This is a genomic window from Yersinia similis (assembly GCF_001053095.1).
GTDB lineage: Bacteria > Pseudomonadota > Gammaproteobacteria > Enterobacterales > Enterobacteriaceae > Yersinia > Yersinia similis.
On the sequence record NZ_CGBP01000008.1, the window covers coordinates 1 to 19,763 of the forward strand.

Consider the following 19,763-nt stretch of genomic DNA (forward strand, 5'->3'; position numbering starts at 1 on the left):
TTTCGGCGAATCTTACGGTAACGCGGGAGGCAGATAATACGCTTTCCCGCTACAGAGTCAACCACTTAATCAGTTAATTTTCTCTGCTCTTCCCGGCCACTCTGTGAAGTTGCTCACAGCGCCGTGTTGATGGATGCGCATTATAGGGAGCTGCTCCAGAATGGCAAGGATTTATCTTCACATTTTTTTCGTTTGTTGATTATTTATGCATGCAGGCTATTTATAACGCGTTTTTATGGCTTTTGGTAGATCTGCCAGACTATTTAGCACCCAATCAGCCGCTGCTTCGCCTTCGGCAGTCACGGGCTTACCCGTTCGAACCAATACTTTAGTGCCGATATTCGCCGCTAATGCTGCCTGCATATCTTCGATTTTATCGCCAACCATATAAGAAGCAGCCATATCAATGTTAAGTTCATTCCGCGCTTGCAGTAACATACCGGGTAATGGTTTGCGGCATTCGCATGTTTCACTGAACTCAGCGACACTGCCATCAGGATGATGTGGGCAAAAATAGATACCATCTAAATCAACACCGCGATCAGCCAACGACCAGTCCATCCATTCAGTTAGGCTTAAAAACTGTTCTTCGGTGAATACCCCGCGGGCAATACCTGATTGATTGGTTACCAACACCAATATAAAACCCATCTCTTTCAATTCACGGCATGCGTCAATAACACCATCGATAAATTGAAAGTTGTCAATTTCGTGGACATAACCATGATCAACATTGACTGTACCATCACGATCTAAAAATATTGCGGGAACGGACTGAGTCACTTATATACTCCTGAGGGCTGTAAACCCCGATAGTATCGCATGTTTTATTACCTATTGAGAACGGAAGAGAATCCACGTTGTCAGTTGACTTGGCCGTCTAGACGCCTTAACATCCGATCCACACTTTGGTTCTACTAAAGTCCACTTTTTATCTAGCCACGGAAATAACGATAAAATAAGAATAATATGATTAAACTCACCCACATCAGCAAAGTGTTCCAGCAGGGTTCGCGCACTATTACCGCGCTATCAGACGTGAGTCTTCACGTCCCTGCTGGGCAAATTTATGGCGTTATCGGCGCTTCTGGCGCTGGTAAAAGTACCCTGATTCGGTGCGCTAATATGTTAGAACGGCCAACCAGCGGTCAAGTTCTGGTTGATGGCCAAGATCTGACCACCTTGTCTGAAGGCCAATTAACACGCGCGCGTCGTCAGATTGGCATGATTTTTCAGCACTTTAATTTACTCTCATCACGCACTGTATACGGCAATATTGCATTGCCTCTTGAGTTGGACAATACATCGCGTGCAGATATAAAGAAGAGAGTGAATGAATTACTGGATTTAGTAGGGTTGACCGATAAGCAAGATGCTTACCCCGCTAATCTGTCCGGTGGGCAAAAACAGCGGGTCGCGATCGCTCGCGCGCTGGCCAGTAATCCTAAAGTTTTGCTGTGTGATGAAGCCACCAGCGCATTAGACCCAGCCACCACCCGCTCAATATTGGAGCTGCTAAAAGATATTAACCGCCGTTTGGGGTTAACGATTTTGCTTATCACTCATGAGATGGATGTCGTGAAACGCATCTGTGATCAAGTTGCAGTAATAAGTGAAGGCAAACTGATTGAAAAAGACAGTGTCAGTGAGGTGTTCTCTCATCCCAAGACACCATTAGCACAACAATTTATTCAATCCACCCTGCATTTGGATATTCCGGAAGATTACGCCAAACGTATGAGCCCGGAGCCAACGGTAGATCACGTCCCGCTTCTGAAGCTGGAGTTCACCGGTAAGTCAGTTGATGCTCCGCTAATTTCACAAGCCGTGCGCCGCTTCAATATTGATATCGGTATCCTAAGCTCGCAGATGGATTATGCCGGTGGGGTGAAATTCGGTGTCATGTTGGCAGAGCTACATGGCGACGTTCAGGATGGCCTGGCTGCCATCAAGTTTTTACAAGATCATCATGTGAAAGTAGAGGTTCTGGGTTATGTCTGAGGCAATGATGTGGTTAATGGCTCGAGGCGTCTGGGAAACTCTTATGATGACTTTTGTTTCCGGTTTCTTTGGCTTTGTTCTGGGGCTACCTGTAGGGGTGCTGTTATATGTCACCCGTCCTGGGCAAATTATCGCTAACAATAAAATTTATAGAACGCTGTCTGGTGTGGTGAATATTTTCCGCTCCATTCCTTTTATTATCTTATTGGTATGGATGATTCCATTTACACGCATGATCGTCGGCACATCGATTGGATTGCAGGCCGCTATCGTGCCGTTAACGGTAGGAGCCGCGCCTTTCATTGCCCGCATGGTGGAAAACGCTCTGCTAGAGATTCCGTCAGGTTTGGTTGAAGCGGCACGTGCGATGGGCGCAACACCGATGCAGATCATCAAAAAGGTATTATTACCAGAAGCCCTGCCCGGCTTGGTGAATGCGGCAACGATTACATTAATTACTCTGGTAGGCTATTCCGCTATGGGAGGAGCAGTAGGCGCCGGTGGCTTAGGTCAAATCGGTTATCAGTATGGTTATATTGGGTATAACGCTACGGTGATGAATACTGTATTAGTATTACTAGTAATTCTGGTCTACCTAATTCAGTTAAGTGGTGATCGGATAGTCAAAGCCGTTACGCACAAATAGTGATTAATCAGCGACTGCCTCACACAGCGGCGCATCTTAACGAATGTCTATAGAGGAAGGGATATGTCTTTAAAATTCAAATCTATCGCAGCAATTAGTGCGCTGATTGGTACCTTGACTTTGGTGGGTTGCGGCCCGACTGAAAAAGCGCCAAACCATATTAAAGTTGGCGTTATTGTCGGTGCAGAGCAACAAGTTGCCGAAGTGGCTCAGAAAGTGGCTAAAGAAAAGTACGGTCTGGACGTTGAACTGGTGACATTCAATGACTATGTGTTACCAAACGAAGCACTGAGCAAAGGGGATATCGACCTTAACGCTTTCCAGCATAAACCTTATCTGGATCAGCAAATCAAAGACCGTGGCTACAAACTGGTTTCTGTTGGCAACTCGTTCGTTTACCCCATTGCCGGCTATTCCAAGAAAATCAAGTCACTGGATGAACTACAACCTGGATCTCAGGTCGCCCTACCAAATGACCCTACTAATTTGGGCCGTTCTCTGTTATTGCTACAAAGCGTTGGTCTGATTAAGCTGAAAGACGGTGTTGGCCTGCTGCCAACCGTATTAGATGTGGTTGAGAACCCTAAAAATCTGAAACTGGTTGAGTTGGAAGCGCCTCAATTACCACGTTCTTTGGATGACCAACAAATCGCTCTGGCGATTATCAATACCACTTACGCTAGCCAAATTGGCCTGACACCAGCTAAAGATGGTCTGTTTGTGGAAGATAAAGAATCACCGTATGTGAATCTGATTGTTGCCCGCGAAGACAATAAAGATGCGGAAAATGTGAAAAAATTTGTTCAGGCTTACCAGTCTGACGAAGTTTATGATGCAGCGAATAAAGCATTCAACGGTGGTGCAGTAAAAGGCTGGTAATCTTTAATTACCTCTTTTATTGAATATATCGACAAGACGGGCTATAGCCCGTCTTGTTATTTGAATAATAGATTGCTTCAATAGCACAACTTAAATGAATAAGGCTGAGGAATTTTTATGCGTGCGTTACCTCTGTGTCTGTTAGCTCTGTCGCTAACTGGATGTACCCTGCTTCCATCAAAGCCATCCACCACAGATAATCCGATTAAGCAACCACCTCCGGTTATCGAACGCAGCCCCACGGCAGCACCACGGCCTGCACCGGTAAAGCTTTATAAAAGTGCCGAAGAACTTGTGGGTAAGCCTTTTCGCGATCTAGGTGAAGTGTCTGGTGAATCTTGCCAATCAACCGTTCAGGATTCTCCACCCAGTATTTCAACCGCTCGTAAGAGAATGCAAATTCGTGCATCTTATATGAAAGCAAATGCCGTCTTACTGCATGAATGTGAAATACAAAGTGGTGTCCCTGGCTGCTATCAACAAGCGGTGTGTCAGGGTTCAGCACTGAACGTTTCATCTAAATGAGTACATTCTCTTTTAATCAGATCGGCGTGATCCGTTCACCATATAAAGAAAAGTTTGCGGTACCACGGCAACCCGGTTTGGTTGAGGATGGTGGTGGCGAATTACAATTGTTGGCACCTTACAACCAACCAGAAAGCGTACGCGGCTTATCTGACTTCAGCCATTTATGGGTGATATTCGTTTTCCATCAGACGATAGATGGTGGCTGGCGTCCAACTGTTCGCCCTCCCCGACTGGGGGGGAATACACGAATGGGCGTATTTGCGACCCGTTCAACTTTCCGCCCAAATCCGATAGGCATGTCACTAATTGAGTTGAAAGGCGTTCGTTGCCAAAATGGTGAGGTGATTCTGGAATTGGGCAGTCTGGATTTAGTTGATGGTACGCCAGTTATTGATATTAAGCCTTATCTGCCTTTCGCTGAGAGCCAACCTCAGGCGCGAGCTGGTTTTGCACAATCTGCGCCAGATGCAGATATGCAAGTTTGCTTTTCTCCAGCCGCCGAGCAACAGTTAGCTAACCACCAGCAGCGTTATCCACATTTGCGCCGTTTTATCAGCCAAGTTTTAGCACAAGATCCACGCCCAGCTTACCGTAAAGAAGATAATGAAAGCCGTGAATATGCCGTTTTATTACTGGAATTTAATGTGCGCTGGCGGGTTATTGGTCAGCAAACAGAAGTGTTATCACTCGACCCACGCTAAATTTTACTCTGCTCTCTTTTGACAACCCGTGCTCACTGGTAAACTAGGCCACTTTTTACTTTTTGGCTGCCCCTAATTGCAGTGCTAATGGAACAAAAATATCATGCGTACTAGCCAATATCTGCTCTCCACTCAGAAAGAGACACCTGCCGATGCTGAAGTTATCAGCCATCAACTCATGCTCCGTGCCGGGATGATCCGCAAACTGGCCTCAGGTCTTTATACCTGGCTGCCAACCGGGGTTCGGGTGTTGAGAAAAGTTGAAAACATCGTGCGCGAAGAAATGAATAACTCTGGTGCTATCGAAGTATCAATGCCAGTGGTACAACCCGCGGACTTATGGCAAGAGAGTGGCCGCTGGGAGCAGTACGGCCCTGAGTTGTTGCGTTTTGTTGATCGCGGTGAACGCCCTTTTGTTCTTGGCCCAACCCATGAAGAAGTGATTACCGATCTGATCCGCGGCGAAATTAACTCTTACAAACAACTGCCGCTGAACTTCTTCCAAATCCAGACCAAGTTTCGTGATGAAGTTCGCCCGCGCTTTGGTGTCATGCGCGCCCGTGAGTTTTTGATGAAAGATGCCTACTCCTTCCATACCACGCAGGAGTCCTTACAGGAAACTTACGACGCTATGTATACCGCTTACAGTAAGATTTTCAGCCGAATGGATTTGAATTTCCGTGCGGTACTGGCGGATACCGGCTCTATCGGCGGCAGTGCATCCCACGAATTCCAAGTGCTGGCAGAAAGTGGCGAAGATGATATCGTTTTCTCCACTGGCTCTGATTACGCAGCAAATATTGAATTCGCTGAAGCATTAGCACCAACTGAACCGCGCGCACCTGCAACAGAAGAGCTGCGAATCATTGATACCCCGAACGCAAAAACTATCGCCGAGTTGGTAGAGCAATTCAAACTGCCAATTGAGAAAACCGTGAAAACCTTATTGGTTCATGCTCACGAAGAGAGTGGTCATAAGTTGGTTGCGCTCTTGGTGCGCGGCGATCATGATTTAAATGAAATCAAAGCAGAGAAGCTGCCACAAGTTGCCAAACCACTGACCTTTGCTAGCGAAGAGGAAATTCGTGCAGCTATCGGCGCTGGCCCAGGTTCATTAGGCCCGGTTAATTTATCATTGCCTGTTATTGCTGACCGCAGTGTGGCGGTGATGAGCGATTTCGGTGCTGGCGCGAATATTGATGGGAAGCATTACTTTGGTATTAACTGGGAGCGTGATTTGCCGCTGCCGCTCGTTGCTGATTTGCGTAACGTAGTAGAAGGCGATATCAGCCCTGATGGCAAAGGCACTCTACAGATCAAACGCGGTATTGAAGTGGGCCATATCTTCCAGTTAGGGACCAAATATTCTGAAGCCATGAAAGCCACCGTTCAGGGCGAAGATGGCCGTAATCAGGTGATGACCATGGGTTGCTACGGTATAGGGGTATCCCGTGTGGTGGCGGCGGCTATTGAGCAGAACCATGATGACCGCGGTATCATCTGGCCAGATGCCATTGCGCCATTCCAGGTTGCTATTCTGCCTATGAATATGCACAAATCTTTCCGAGTGAAAGAATTGGCGGAAGAGCTCTATACCACCCTTCGTTCTCACGGTATTGATGTTATTCTCGACGACCGTAAAGAGCGCCCTGGTGTGATGTTTGCCGATATGGAATTGATTGGCGTGCCACACAATATCGTCATTGGTGACCGTAATCTCGATAGCGAAGAAGTGGAATACAAAAACCGACGCGTCGGTGAGAAACAAATGATTAAGACCAGCGAAATTGTTGAGTTCTTGCTGAGCCAAATCAAACGCTGAATGGCTATCTATGTACCCATCATAAATAAAATTCCCGGCTATTAGGGCTGGGCATTTTACTGATGAAGCTGCCGGAGAACTACCGTGCAGCTTCTTATTTTAACTATGGACAAAGGCTATTTTTTCTCACAACTTTTATTGGCATTAAACTGAATATCACCCTCCGGAATCAGCGTTTTATTCGTTTGCCCTTCTTCCATTGATGGTCTTGTACCAAAATACCCTTTGAGGGTCAAAAACACGGGTTCTCCCGGGTTTCTGCGAGCTTTTAAATACCCAGTTTCCAGTTCGATATTATTCTCTACCGGGAACGCCTTACCAGTTACACAATCGGTAAATATAGCGGCATCAGCAAAGTATTTATACATACCACTTAGTGGCATTGGTGTTTTTGGTAACGGCTGGTCGCTGGGTTCCAACTGATAATTTAGTGCCGATTTAATGGGCAAACCTTGCTGATCGAGCATCACCAAACTTTTATCAACAGGATGGAAGTAACGTTTTTCTCCCTGATCGTTGGTTAACACTAACTTATCAGCAGTACGCGCCCACTTACCGTATTCCGCAAAAGTTTGGTCGCCATCTTTACTGCCGAGATAAACCTCTTTCAAGATAAAAGTCCCATCACTATCGAGGAACAAAGAAGTGTCTAAACCGCTGCAATCCGCACAAGGTAATACGCCCTGATAACTCTGCTGCATGGGTTGCAAAACCTGTTCAGCAGGTTGAGAGCGATTATTACAACCTAATAATGACAGCGCACCTACTGCCAAAAATAGCGTTATTGTTAATTTACTCACAGTCATTCTCCCATACTGTGTCCGATATATATGGAATGAAGTCATATCAACCGCAATGTATCGACATTCGTATAAATATTGACTTCACTCCTGATGTATTTTACCGCGCAGCGCTTTTGTCGCCCCTTTGCGGACTTTACTCTCAACTCGCCTGATTTTGGAACCTTTGGTTGGTTTTGTCGCCCGACGGGCCTTTTCTACCACCATTGCCTGGCGAATTAGGGCTACCAAACGCGCTAATGCCGCCTCACGGTTCATATCCTGGCTACGGTATTCCTGCGCTTTTATAATGACAACACCTTCAGCCGTCACCAAATGGCTATTTAGCAACAATAACCTTTCTTTATAATACTCTGGCAGGCTTGAGGCCTTAATGTCAAAGCGCAAATGGATCGCAGTTGAGGTTTTATTAACATGCTGGCCTCCAGCGCCCTGCGCCCGGATAGCTGTCAGCTCAATCTCACCGCTGGATAGCGTGATACTATTAGATATAATTAACACACTTATTGCCCGTGGTTTTGCCATTCGGCAAAACTAATTTCCAGATTATTCTGTACATCTGATAGCCAGATAGTCCCTTCTTGCAGTGTCGCCTGTAATGACATATTGCGGTTAGACAGCGCAGCTAACTTCGCCATCTGTTCGTCATCAAGAAAACGTACTCTTAAGTTACGATGCCCAGCGAGTTTCTCCTGAACTTGTGGCCACCAGACTTTGGCCGCACGCTCACTGTATGCATACAGTACGACTTGTTTCGATTGATTACAGGCCTTGCGCAACCGTTTCTCTTCAGGTAACCCCAATTCAATCCACAGTTCAATACCGTTGTGGTCATTATGACGCCAAACTTCTGGTTCATCATCAGCACTTAGCCCCTTGGTAAACAGTAAGCGCTCATCAGCATGGCAAATCCATGCCAGTAAACGCAGCATCATACGTTGATCAGTTTCCGAAGGATGTTGCGCTATCGTCAGGTTAATATCCTGGAAAAAATTACGGTCCATATCTGCAATGTTAATAGCGGCTTTATGGATAGTTGCTTTTAGTGCCATGGGTGACCTCTGAATTATCTGGCTAACAGTGTACTTGATTAGACCTGCAAGCAGACAGCGAACCATACAGAAAGAAGGATATAAGTGGTATCAATACCAAAAATAAACCTTAGCTTGCACTCTAATATCTCTACAACTCCTGTGCTATAGTCCTTATAAGTTCAGAGTTTATCTTCGTAGGTTTGCAGTTTGTATTTTCTGCTGAGAGCTTACCGGGTTAAACTTTTCCGGGAGGATTATTGTGCAGCAATACTGTGAATTAGTACGCCGTTTTTATGCCGAGATTGGAAGTGGTGATCTTGGCTACGTGCCAGACGCACTACGCTGTGTATTGAAAGCATTGGACGAAGTTGCGGCTAACGACGCACTCCCGTCCTCCGTTAGGGAACAGGCGGCCTATGCCGCCGCTAACTTATTGGTGAGCGATTATGTCGATGAGTGAAGAGTATCAACCCATCAATTGTGATGACTACGATAATCTGGAACTCGCCTGCCAACATCACCTGATACTGACGTTGAAGTTGAGAGGCGGTGAGATCGTAGAAGGGAAAGCCAGCGATCTGCTGCTGAGAAAAAAGGTCGAGTACCTGATTGTCGAGCAAGAAGGGACAATGCGCGAATTGCGTCTGGACCATATCGCCAGCTTCAGTCACCCCGAAATTGGAACGGTCGTAGTGAGCGCATCATAGTTTCCACTTCCTTGTGAAAAACGGGTCGCTGAAGAGCGGCCCGTTTTACATTTACTCAGCTTACATTTACCTTGCTTACATTTTACCCTGCTTACCTTTAACCCAGCGTACTTGACGTTACTACTGTACTAGCGGCTTTTGTTACTCTGCCCGTCATTGTGCCTTGCCTCTACAAAGCCGCTGTAAGCAACGGTAAAATCGCGTCTGGCAGGTTTATCACCCGACTCACTGACTGGTTTTATTTATTATCCATATATACTAAGGCTTTAGACTGGCATAATACGCAGCCAAATCAGAAAAATCTTCATCGGATAAACCTGATACATAAGCGCGCATCACTTCGGCTTGCCCACCTGAGCGGCTCCCCTTTTTATAGGCTTCTAATGATTGTTGCAGATACAGTGCATTCTGCCCGGCAAGGTTAGGGTACATAGGTACTGAAACTTTACCATTCATGCCATGGCAGGCCACACAATTGGATGACTTAGCACGCCCTGCCTCAATATCATTTTTTGCCCACACCTGAAAACTACACAAACTCAGTAATACCGCCATACCGACGACTAATTTCATCACTGCTCCTCAAAAATTAACGGGGCTATTTCAGACAACTGACAAGCCCTCAATGACTCGCTTTTAAACGGTGAGGAAGACTGCCCACGCCATGGATGGCACTGTTCTAACCCACATGGAAACTATTTTCATACAGGGAATAGGCATTTTTACGATCTGTTTATTCTCTCTGCTGTGGGCATTTAGTCATCAACCGCTACTCTCTCTTCTTCTTTTTCAATGCTGGTGTTGGTTTATCCCAATCTAAGTGCCAGCACGGCTCATTTTCATTCGCCTGCCCCGCTTGGGTAACGAATACCCCCGCGGCTGCAATTAATTGTTCACCGAAATATAACAGCGGAATACGTCCCCGCTGCCATGGGGGAATACCCAGCTCTTGCCATACTTTTTTACTTTGACGCGAGTGATGCCGCCCAACAATTTTGATATCGCCCTGTAAACCAAAACGTACACTTATTTCCTCGCCAACGGTGGCAGACCGGACCGCTTGCCCACCAGCAGAGACAAACCTCAGTACGCCTAAATCGGCAGGTAGCCATAATGGCTCTGGCAATAAAGGTATTATCGACGAATTTGGGGCAGCCTTAACGGTTGCCCAAGGTAAGTAATTTATTGTTATTTCAGCCAGGGGCATTAATAAATACAGATGTTGACGAAAACGGCGTACCTGACAGGTGCCAATCATTAATTGAGGCTCCGCATCTTGCCGTGCCATGGCAACCTCCAACCACAGGCGCTGCAATTGGCTTTGCGATGGCATTGGTGCACCAAGACTCGCCAACCAGCGACGCAATATAGCAGCCCGCTTCGCCACTGATGCCTGTAATAACCCATCAATAGAGAGTGAGCTGTCAGGTTTCTGTAACTGCTGTAGGTTTTCAGCCAACAGTTCATCCAATAACTGCTCCTGCTCAGCACATAACCCCGCACTACGTGCCGTGGCCTGAGCAAAATGTGGCCACCGTTGATTGAGTATTGGCAGAACCTTTAGCCGTAAGAAATTGCGATCAAAACGATCATCTTGATTGCTATCATCTTCAATCCATTGTAGTTGCTGTGTCCGCGCATAGTTCTCTAATATCTTTCGAGAAAAAGCGAGTAGTGGCCGCAAGAGTTGGCTGTGGGCAAAGGGCATTTTGGTCGCCATCGCAGAGAGCCCTGCTGGCCCGCTGCCACGCTTAAGCGCCAACAGGAAGGTCTCACATTGATCGTCCAAATGCTGGGCGGTCAGTAAGACTTCATTGGTAGCCAAATTGGCAGAAAAGGCCTGGTAACGTGCTGATCTGGCTGCCGCTTCTATTCCATTCTGCCGAGAATCAATATTAACTCGCACCACCTTCAGCTCAACATTCCATTGCTCACATTGCTGTATGCAATGTTTTACCCAGCTATCAGCCTGCGGGTTTAAACCATGATGAATATGAATAGCGCGAATGCTCAGCTCGGGAATAAGTTGCTGACGTAAACAGACCAATAAATGCAGTAACACCGTGGAATCTAACCCACCACTGAACCCCACCAACAGATGACGGTTTTCACCCAGTTGAGCGAAAAGGGGGTTAAGTAACACATTGGGTATCGAGGTGACTGAGTTCATGTCATTCCGGTTTCAATTCATATAGCTCCAGTGGTAAACCATCTGGGTCATTAAAGAAAGTAAAACGTGATTGAGTATAGGGATCAATGCGAACTGCTTCGCAAACAACTCCCGCGACGGCAAGTTCTCTTAGCGCCAGATCAATATCATCAACTTGGAAAGCCAGATGACGTAAACCACAGGCCTCTGGACGACTTGGGCGTGGTGCCGGTGAAGGAAAGGAGAATAATTCGATGGTGTATTGACCATGTAACGCCAGGTCAGCTTTCCATGAATCACGCTCTTCGCGATAAACCTCACTGATCAGATTAAAACCTAGCACCTCACAGTAGAACCGTTTACTGGCCTGATAATCTGAGCAAATGATCGCAATATGGTGAATCTTATTTATTGCCAGCACGTGTCCTCCGTTAAATTAAACATGTTCCCCCTGCCATGCTTTAAGTTGCATGTGTGTTGGCCCCCCTGCAACTCGAATTATTAGGGTATATACCCGTCGCTCTTCAAGATGCAAGGGTGTTAGCTGTCCTTTCTCACCCCAGTCACTTAGTTATCTAAGCTCCTGGGGATTTACTCGGTTGCCGCCTAACTGTATCTCGAAGTAACTTGGGTATAGATTGCTTAACTAAATTCGGGTATTCAGTAAAAAATAGATAAAAAAAACCGGCGCTTAAATTCCGCACCGGCTTTATCAGTTAGCAATCAACTCAGCAATAGCCGTAGTTCATCAAGCGCTGATAACGACGATTTAATAACTCTTCATCATTCAGCACATCCAAATCATTGAGATCTGCCAACAGTTGCGCTTTCAGTGAGACAGCAATCGCGAAATAATCACGATGTGCGCCCCCCAGAGGTTCAGGGATCACTGAGTCAATCATTTTCAGTTCTTTTAGACGATGTGCAGTAATCCCCATAGCTTCTGCGGCTAATGGCGCTTTATCCGCACTTTTCCACAGAATAGAGGCACAACCTTCTGGAGAGATAACAGAATAAGTGCTGTATTGCAGCATATTCACTTTATCACCCACACCAATAGCCAACGCACCACCAGATCCACCTTCACCAATCACGGTACAAACGATAGGGACATTCAGTCGTGACATTTCGCGCAAGTTGCGCGCAATCGCTTCTGATTGACCACGTTCTTCCGCCCCAACCCCCGGATAAGCACCCGGTGTGTCGATGAAAGTAATAATAGGTAACTTAAAGCGTTCAGCCATTTCCATCAGACGTAAAGCTTTACGATACCCTTCTGGTGCTGGCATACCAAAGTTACGACGGATCTTCTCTTTGGTTTCACGCCCTTTTTGATGACCAATAATCATCACCGGGCGGCCGTCCAGACGTGCAATACCGCCGACAATAGCTTTATCATCGGCATAAGCACGATCACCAGCCAGCTCTTCAAAATCGGTAAAGATGTTAGCGATATAATCCAGGGTATAAGGACGACGAGGATGGCGTGCCAATTGGGCAATCTGCCATGCGCCGAGGTCCGAGAAAATTTTCCGCGTCAGCTCAACACTTTTCTCACGCAGACGCTGGACCTCTTCATCCAGATTAATATCTAATTTTTCGTCTTGACGGCTGACTGCAGTCAGCGAGTCAATTTTCGCTTCCAGCTCTGCAATCGGCTGTTCAAAATCAAGAAAATTCAGACTCATAGCATTCCTATTTTAGTCAAATTCCAGTTCCACTTGCTCATTACCTACCAACGTTCGCAAATCGATTAATAAGCGATCGGTGGGCGTCACGCGCCATGTGGCCCCAAACCGCAGCCGGGCGCGAGCATCTTCCCGTTGGTAATAAAGATGTACTGGGATCGTCCCCGCTCGATGGGGTTCCAACGACTGACGGAGACGGTTCAAAAGCTGGTCATCAATTTGCCTGTCGGTCAGCGATATAGCAAGCCCACGGGCATATTTTTCACGAGCTTCACTGATGTCCATTAACTCACGGGCGGTCATTTTAAGCCCACCACTAAAGTCATCAAAGCTGACCTGTCCGGTGGCTATCAGGATACGGTCTTTTTCCAATAAATGCTGATATTTTTCCAATGCATCGGTGAATAACATTACCTCCAGACGACCAGAGCGGTCATCTAGCGTACAAATACCAATACGATTACCACGTTTTGTGACCATAACCCTTGCCGCGATCACCAGCCCCACTGCGGTGGTCATTTTGCCCCGATCCGTTGGATGCATATCCTTCAAACGCATCCCACCGGCATAGCGTTCGATTTCCTTAAGGTACTGAGTGATCGGATGGCCAGTTAAATACAACCCCAGTGTTTCCCGTTCACCGTCTAAAACAACCTGCTCCTGCCATGGCGGCACATTGGCATAGGATTGCTCAACCTGCTCAGGCGCGTCGGCTAATACACCAAACATATCTACCTGACCAATCGCTTCGGCTTTAGCATGTTGATCTGCGGCTTTAAGCGCTTCCCCCAGAGAACTCATCAATGCTGCACGGTGTGGCCCCAAACGGTCAAATGCACCGGACATGATAAGTTTTTCTAAAATGCGCTTGTTAAGCTTTTTGGTATCGACGCGGGCGCACAGGTCAAACAACTCTTTAAAGTAGCCCCCCTCTTTACGCGCCTCCAGAATGGCTTCTATCGGCCCCTCACCTACCCCTTTAATGGCACCAATACCATAAACAATTTCGCCATCATCATTCACATGGAAATGGTATAAACCGCTGTTGATGTCAGGGGGCAGAATCTTCAGCCCCATGCGCCAGCATTCATCGACCAAGCCGACCACTTTGTCAGTATTATCCATATCAGCAGTCATTACTGCAGCCATAAATTCAGCCGGATAATGGGCTTTTAACCACAACGTTTGATAGGAGACTAATGCATAGGCTGCCGAGTGAGATTTGTTAAAACCATAACCCGCAAATTTCTCAACCAGGTCAAAGATTTTAATCGCCAACTCACCATCGATACCCTGACTTTTCGCACCATCTTCAAATACAGAACGCTGCTTAGCCATCTCAGCAGGGTTTTTCTTACCCATGGCACGACGCAACATGTCCGCACCACCCAGTGAGTAGCCAGACAGAACCTGCGCAATTTGCATGACCTGTTCCTGATACAAGATGATGCCGTAGGTCGGCTCAAGCACAGGTTTCAAGGATTCATGTTGCCACTCAATATCTGGGTAAGATATCGCTTCACGGCCATGTTTACGGTCAATAAAGTTATCAACCATCCCTGATTGTAACGGACCGGGACGAAATAACGCCACCAATGCGATCATATCCTCGAAGCAGTCAGGCTTCAGGCGCTTGATCAAGTCTTTCATCCCTCTGGATTCCAGCTGGAATACTGCTGTCGTTTCCGAGCGTTGCAGCATATCGAAGCTTTTTTTATCCTCCAGCGGAATAGAGGCGATATCAATTGGCTCCAATCCAGTTTTAGCGCGCCGGGCGTTAATCATCTCCAACGCCCAGTTAAGAATGGTTAGTGTACGCAAACCGAGGAAGTCAAACTTCACCAGCCCAGCATATTCCACATCATTTTTATCAAACTGCGTGACTGGGTTATTACCTTCCGCATCACAATAGAGTGGGGCAAAATCGGTAATTTTGGTGGGGGCAATAACCACACCACCTGCATGTTTACCGGCATTTCGCGTTACCCCTTCCAGCTTACGCGCCATATCAATTAGCGCCCTGACCTCTTCATCAGCTTCATAAATTTCAGGTAGCTGTGGCTCTGCCGCAAATGCTTTTTCCAGCGTCATCCCCGGATCGAGTGGGATTAATTTTGAGATCCGATCGACAAAACCATAGGGATGGCCTAATACACGGCCTACATCGCGGATGACCGCTTTAGCCGCCATGGTACCGAAGGTAATTATCTGGGAAACAGCATCGCGGCCATACATTTCCGCCACGTGTTCGATCACCAGATCACGTTTCTCCATACAGAAGTCAACGTCGAAGTCAGGCATCGATACACGTTCCGGGTTCAGGAAGCGCTCGAACAGTAGATCAAACTCCAGTGGGTCAATATCCGTAATTTTCAGAGCGTAAGCCACCAACGAGCCTGCGCCAGAACCACGCCCTGGCCCCACCGGTACGCCGTTGTCTTTTGACCACTGGATAAATTCCATAACAATCAGGAAGTAACCAGGGAAGCCCATTTGGTTAATAACTTTGAGCTCGATATCCAGCCGTTCATCATATTCTGGCCGTTTTTGCAGCCTAACCTCAGGGTCCGGAAACAGAAACTCCAAACGTTCTTCCAAACCTTGTTTGGCTTTTTCTACCAGAAAATCTTCTGTACTCATCTCCCCCGTGGGGAATTGCGGTAAGAAATATTCCCCAAGACGGATAGTGGCATTACAGCGCTTGGCTATCTCAACACTGTTGATCAACGCTTCTGGAATATCAGCGAACAGCTCACACATCTGTTCTTCATCGCGCATAAACTGCTGTGGGCTGTAATTCTTCGGCCGTTTAGGATCAACCAATGTAAAACCGTCGTGGATAGCAACACGGACTTCATGGGCATCAAAATCCGACTCATCAATAAAACGCACATCATTGGTCGCAACAACAGGCAAACCGCGCTCAGTGGCCAATGCCACGGCAGCATGAAGATAGTTCTCTTCGTCTGGACGCCCGGTACGAATAAGTTCGAGATAATAACTGTCTGGAAAGTGTGCCTGATAAAAGGCGAGACATTGATCAACCTGAACCTGGTTACCCCGTAGCAGGAATTTGCCCACATCCCCCATTCGGCCACCAGACAGCAGAATTAATCCTTCTTTATATTTGCTCAGCCAATCGCGATCAATGATAGGACCCGCAGCGCCATAACCTCGTTGGTAGGCTTCTGAGATCAATAAAGTCAGATTTTGGTAGCCTTCATTATTGCGAGCCAAAACCGTGAGGTGGGCTAATTCATCACCCAGTATTTCACTTTGTACGTAGAAGTCAGCACCGATGATGGGTTTAATCCCTGCACCATGAGCGCTACCGTAGAATTTCACCAGGCCACAGAGGTTAGTAAAATCGGTAATAGCCAGAGCAGGCATACCTAACGCAGCGGCTCTTTTCACCAAAGGTCCAATCTTAGCTAATCCATCGATCATGGAGTAATCGCTATGAACACGCAGGTGGACAAAACGAGGTTCGGCCATATCCAGATACCAGAAATGAGTGAATTGAATCATACGCCCCGGTAGCTAAGTACTCGGAACATCATAGCTATTCCCGTAATACTTCAAGTTGCCTATGTGTAGGCTATCTTCATGCAACTCAAATTATTTAGGGTATATATGTCATGGATGCAAGCTTATCATTTACACCAAACCCAGCACCCGTTTAACCGGGCTAAAACTGCGCCGGTGATGTACCGTTGCACCAAGCGCAGCTAATTTTTCCAAATGAAAAGCCGTTGGGTAGCCTTTATGTTGTGCGAAACCATATTCAGGGAAGAGGAGATCCAACTCAGTCATTTCACGATCACGCGTCACCTTAGCTAAAATAGAAGCCGCGCTGATCTCCGCCACCCGGCTATCTCCTTTGACAACGGCCAGTGACGGCATCTGTAATTTCGGGCAACGATTACCATCGATCAACACATAATCGGGTACAATATGCAGCCCCGAGACAGCCCTTTGCATCGCAAGCATGGTTGCGTGCAAAATATTAAGTTGATCAATTTCTTCTGGTTCAGCACGACCGAGGCTCCATGATAGCGCCTTTTCAGTGATTTCGTCATACAGTGACAGACGGCGCTTCTCACTGAGTTTTTTTGAATCTGCCAAGCCAACTATTGGCCGATTAGGGTCAAGGATCACCGCCGCAGTGACTACAGCACCCACCAAGGGGCCACGACCCACTTCATCCACGCCAGCGATTAAATTAGCCTGTGGGTAAATAAAAGTCTCGCTCATCGACCTGCCAGCTCCAATACAGCTTGTGCTGCCTGTTCATCCGCACCACAGCGGATGCTCTGATGCAGAACCCAAAAACGTTCCTTTAAGGCTGCTATTTCGCTACCACCTTGTAGCAACGGTAAAAGTGCACCAGCGAGTTTTTGCGGCTGGCACTCTTGTTGCAACAATTCTGTCACCAACTCTTCCCCTGCTAACAGATTCGGTAATGATACATAAGGTGTTTTGACTAATCGCTCTGCCAACCAGAAAGTAAATGGCTTCATACGATACCCCACAACCATAGGGCATTTGGCCAGCATACATTCAAGTGCAGCGGTGCCTGAGGCTAACAATGCCGCATCACTGGCGATCATCGCTACACGCGCTTTACCATCCAGTAAATGTACTGATAAATCAGGCGCAATTTCTGCTTTAATTCGCTCGAATTGTTCACGTCGCTTGCTGTTGACCAAGGGAACCAATACTTCCAGATTTGGCAATTGATCACGCAGAATTACCGCTGTACGTAAAAAATCAGCGCTGAGCATTTCAACTTCAGAGTGGCGGCTACCCGGTAACAGCGCCAGACAAGAGGCATTAGCCGCAATGCCAAGCTCTACTCTTGCTGCCTGCTGATCTGGCACCAGTGGCATAGCATCGGCCATGGTATGGCCTATAAAACGACAGGGGACATTGAAACGATCATAAAACGCTTTTTCAAAAGGGAGAAAAGCCAACACCATGTTGGTCGCTTTTCCAATTTTGAAAACACGTTTTTGTCGCCAGGCCCAGACTGATGGGCTGACATAATGAATAGTTCGGATACCACGTTGTTTTAAGCGCCCTTCAAGGGTGATATTGAAGTCGGGGGCGTCAATGCCAACAAAGACATCTGGAGAAAGCTCACTAAAACGCTGAGTCAGATCCCTCCTGATTTTCAATAACCGTGGTAGGCGCTCTAATACTTCAACAACACCCATGACGGCTAACTCTTCCATCTCATACCAGGCTTCACACCCTTCGGCTTGCATCAGAGGCCCAGCGACACCGACAAATCGGGCATTGGGTACTTGAGCTTTCAGCGCCCGAATCAATCCAGCGCCTAAGATATCGCCGGAAGTTTCTCCGGCAACTAAACCAATCGTTAGGGGACGTCCAGCGTTTAATGAACAATCAGCAGTCAATGGGCTATTTTGCATAGGTCAGCGAATAATACCGCGGGTCGAACGAGCAAAGAAATCACTGAACGCTTTAACTACTGGATATTGCTTCGCTAGTTCAGCAATTTCTGGTTTCACTTCATCCAGTGACCGACCACTGCGGTACAATAATTTGTACGCACTACGGATAGCATGAAGAGATTCTTTGTCGAAACCACGACGCTTCAAACCTTCAATATTAATCCCAAATGGTGTCGCATGATTACCCTGAGCGATGACAAAAGGAGGCACATCCTGAGTAATACCGGAACAACCACCGACCATAACATGTGCACCGATCACACAAAATTGATGGATAGCTGTCATTCCACCGATAATAGCGTAATCGTCAATCTCTACATGGCCACCCAACGCTGCGTTATTAGCAAGAATGCAACGGTTACCAATGACACAATCATGGGCAACATGGGTATTAATCATCAGTAGATTGTCGCAACCGACCTGGGTCAAGCCCCCACCTTGTGTAGTACCACGGTGGATAGAGACACTTTCGCGTATACGGTTACGATCACCAATCTCAACCCGAGTAGGCTCACCAGCATATTTCAGATCTTGGTTCGCTTCACCGATGGAAGCAAACTGGTAAATTTGATTATCACAACCGATCTTGGTTATGCCATTAACGACAACGTGGGATTTCAGTTCCGTGCCAGCACCAATTTCCACCTGGGATCCGACAATGCAGAAGGGCCCAATATAAACACCAGCGCCAATGACGGCACCTTCTTCAACGATAGAACTTGGATGGATAAAGGCGGTTTTGTCAATCACGAATCAGGACTCCTTAACGACAGGATTTACAACATCTGGTTTTACAACATCTGATTTTACAACGACAGATTCTGCAGGTGCTGTTGCTGGTTTGCTACGCGCGCACATCATGGTTGCAGTGCAGACGATTTCGCCATCGACTTTAGCTACACCGGTAAAACGGGTCAGGCCACGGCGTTCTTTAACAAACTCAACTTCCATGATCATCTGATCGCCAGGCACTACCGGGCGCTTAAAACGTGCTTCATCAATACCAGCAAAGTAATAAAGCTCGCCCGGTTCCAATTTACCACGACTCTTAAACGCCAAAATCCCTGTAGCCTGTGCCATCGCTTCTAATATAAGCACACCAGGGAAGATAGGCTTGCCTGGGAAATGGCCTTGAAAAAATGGCTCATTAAAAGAGACGTTCTTCACTGCACGCAGAAATTTTCCTTCCTCAAAATCAAGGACACGGTCTACCAGCAAGAACGGAAAACGGTGCGGGAGTAGATCCAAAATCTCTTCAATATGCAGAGTATGAGTGTCAGTAGTCAAAATACTCTTCCTGTCTAAAAAACTGATGCTATCAACAACACGGC

21 protein-coding genes are annotated in these 19,763 nt (G+C 46.9%); 8 read left to right on the top strand and 13 right to left on the bottom strand.

The genetic code is table 11. From position 1 onward, the window contains the following. Window positions 1-216 precede the first annotated feature (216 nt). Window positions 217-783 carry a D-glycero-beta-D-manno-heptose 1,7-bisphosphate 7-phosphatase gene (gene gmhB / locus AC971_RS07920; protein WP_025380974.1) on the bottom strand — a complete coding sequence of 189 codons (567 nt, stop codon included), beginning with the start codon at window positions 781-783 and terminating at the stop codon, window positions 217-219. Between the two features lie 186 nt (window positions 784-969). On the opposite strand from gmhB, the gene metN reads away from it, so the two are divergent. From metN to proS, 6 genes are all read left to right on the top strand, one after another. Next, window positions 970-2,001: a methionine ABC transporter ATP-binding protein MetN gene (gene metN, locus AC971_RS07925; RefSeq protein WP_011192854.1), complete on the top strand. Its 1,032-nt coding sequence runs from the start codon at window positions 970-972 to the stop codon at window positions 1,999-2,001. Then, the gene (locus AC971_RS07930) at window positions 1,994-2,647 is read left to right on the top strand and encodes a methionine ABC transporter permease MetI (RefSeq protein WP_002212160.1); all 654 of its coding nucleotides are present in this window, start codon (window positions 1,994-1,996) and stop codon (window positions 2,645-2,647) included. The genes metN and AC971_RS07930 overlap by 8 nt, the downstream gene beginning before the upstream one ends. A 63-nt stretch (window positions 2,648-2,710) precedes the next feature. Next, complete coding sequence (locus AC971_RS07935) at window positions 2,711-3,526, top strand: MetQ/NlpA family lipoprotein (protein ID WP_002212159.1); 816 nt, start codon at window positions 2,711-2,713, stop codon at window positions 3,524-3,526. 117 nt (window positions 3,527-3,643) lie between these two features. Further along, window positions 3,644-4,051, top strand: coding sequence for an Rcs stress response system protein RcsF (gene rcsF, locus AC971_RS07940; protein WP_002212158.1), 408 nt, complete (start codon window positions 3,644-3,646; stop codon window positions 4,049-4,051). Then, complete coding sequence (tsaA, locus tag AC971_RS07945) at window positions 4,048-4,755, top strand: tRNA (N6-threonylcarbamoyladenosine(37)-N6)-methyltransferase TrmO (protein ID WP_025380975.1); 708 nt, start codon at window positions 4,048-4,050, stop codon at window positions 4,753-4,755. The genes rcsF and tsaA overlap by 4 nt, the downstream gene beginning before the upstream one ends. A 103-nt stretch (window positions 4,756-4,858) precedes the next feature. Next, window positions 4,859-6,577: a proline--tRNA ligase gene (gene proS, locus AC971_RS07950; protein WP_025380976.1), complete on the top strand. Its 1,719-nt coding sequence runs from the start codon at window positions 4,859-4,861 to the stop codon at window positions 6,575-6,577. A 116-nt stretch (window positions 6,578-6,693) separates the two neighbouring features. Here proS and nlpE read toward each other — a convergent pair whose 3' ends face one another. The 3 genes from nlpE to AC971_RS07965 all read right to left on the bottom strand — a co-directional run bounded on the left by nlpE (window position 6,694) and on the right by AC971_RS07965 (window position 8,429). Beyond that, window positions 6,694-7,377 (bottom strand): envelope stress response activation lipoprotein NlpE, encoded by a 684-nt coding sequence (gene nlpE, locus AC971_RS07955; protein ID WP_025380977.1) that lies wholly within the window; start codon window positions 7,375-7,377, stop codon window positions 6,694-6,696. Window positions 7,378-7,461: 84 nt separating this feature from the next. Further along, window positions 7,462-7,878 carry an alternative ribosome rescue aminoacyl-tRNA hydrolase ArfB gene (arfB, locus tag AC971_RS07960; protein ID WP_038402326.1) on the bottom strand — a complete coding sequence of 139 codons (417 nt, stop codon included), beginning with the start codon at window positions 7,876-7,878 and terminating at the stop codon, window positions 7,462-7,464. Between the two features lie 2 nt (window positions 7,879-7,880). Beyond that, complete coding sequence (locus tag AC971_RS07965; RefSeq protein ID WP_025380979.1) at window positions 7,881-8,429, bottom strand: YaeQ family protein; 549 nt, start codon at window positions 8,427-8,429, stop codon at window positions 7,881-7,883. A 241-nt stretch (window positions 8,430-8,670) separates the two neighbouring features. Between AC971_RS07965 and AC971_RS07970 the strand changes: the two genes are divergently transcribed. Then, window positions 8,671-8,871, top strand: a complete 201-nt coding sequence (locus tag AC971_RS07970; RefSeq protein ID WP_002212152.1) for a YaeP family protein — start codon at window positions 8,671-8,673, stop codon at window positions 8,869-8,871. Beyond that, window positions 8,858-9,118, top strand: coding sequence for a Rho-binding antiterminator (rof, locus tag AC971_RS07975; RefSeq protein ID WP_002218374.1), 261 nt, complete (start codon window positions 8,858-8,860; stop codon window positions 9,116-9,118). The genes AC971_RS07970 and rof overlap by 14 nt, the downstream gene beginning before the upstream one ends. Window positions 9,119-9,376: 258 nt before the next feature. Here rof and AC971_RS07980 read toward each other — a convergent pair whose 3' ends face one another. The 9 genes from AC971_RS07980 to fabZ all read right to left on the bottom strand — a co-directional run bounded on the left by AC971_RS07980 (window position 9,377) and on the right by fabZ (window position 19,719). Further along, window positions 9,377-9,694, bottom strand: coding sequence for a c-type cytochrome (locus AC971_RS07980; protein WP_025380980.1), 318 nt, complete (start codon window positions 9,692-9,694; stop codon window positions 9,377-9,379). A 193-nt stretch (window positions 9,695-9,887) separates the two neighbouring features. Continuing rightward, on the bottom strand, window positions 9,888-11,288 hold the full coding sequence (gene tilS, locus AC971_RS07985) for a tRNA lysidine(34) synthetase TilS (RefSeq protein WP_025380981.1): 1,401 nt from the start codon (window positions 11,286-11,288) through the stop codon (window positions 9,888-9,890). A gap of 1 nt (window position 11,289) precedes the next feature. Then, window positions 11,290-11,688: a VOC family protein gene (locus AC971_RS07990; protein ID WP_025380982.1), complete on the bottom strand. Its 399-nt coding sequence runs from the start codon at window positions 11,686-11,688 to the stop codon at window positions 11,290-11,292. Between the two features lie 307 nt (window positions 11,689-11,995). Next, window positions 11,996-12,955, bottom strand: coding sequence for an acetyl-CoA carboxylase carboxyl transferase subunit alpha (gene accA / locus AC971_RS07995; RefSeq protein ID WP_025380983.1), 960 nt, complete (start codon window positions 12,953-12,955; stop codon window positions 11,996-11,998). Between the two features lie 12 nt (window positions 12,956-12,967). Continuing rightward, complete coding sequence (dnaE, locus tag AC971_RS08000; protein ID WP_025380984.1) at window positions 12,968-16,450, bottom strand: DNA polymerase III subunit alpha; 3,483 nt, start codon at window positions 16,448-16,450, stop codon at window positions 12,968-12,970. A 162-nt stretch (window positions 16,451-16,612) separates the two neighbouring features. Continuing rightward, entirely contained in the window at window positions 16,613-17,209 is a 597-nt protein-coding gene (gene rnhB / locus AC971_RS08005; protein ID WP_025380985.1) for a ribonuclease HII, read from the bottom strand. Next, entirely contained in the window at window positions 17,206-18,390 is a 1,185-nt protein-coding gene (gene lpxB / locus AC971_RS08010) for a lipid-A-disaccharide synthase (protein WP_025380986.1), read from the bottom strand. The genes rnhB and lpxB overlap by 4 nt, the downstream gene beginning before the upstream one ends. Before the next feature lie 3 nt (window positions 18,391-18,393). Further along, window positions 18,394-19,182: an acyl-ACP--UDP-N-acetylglucosamine O-acyltransferase gene (gene lpxA / locus AC971_RS08015; protein WP_025380987.1), complete on the bottom strand. Its 789-nt coding sequence runs from the start codon at window positions 19,180-19,182 to the stop codon at window positions 18,394-18,396. Between the two features lie 3 nt (window positions 19,183-19,185). Next, entirely contained in the window at window positions 19,186-19,719 is a 534-nt protein-coding gene (fabZ, locus tag AC971_RS08020; protein ID WP_025380988.1) for a 3-hydroxyacyl-ACP dehydratase FabZ, read from the bottom strand. Window positions 19,720-19,763 lie beyond the last annotated feature (44 nt).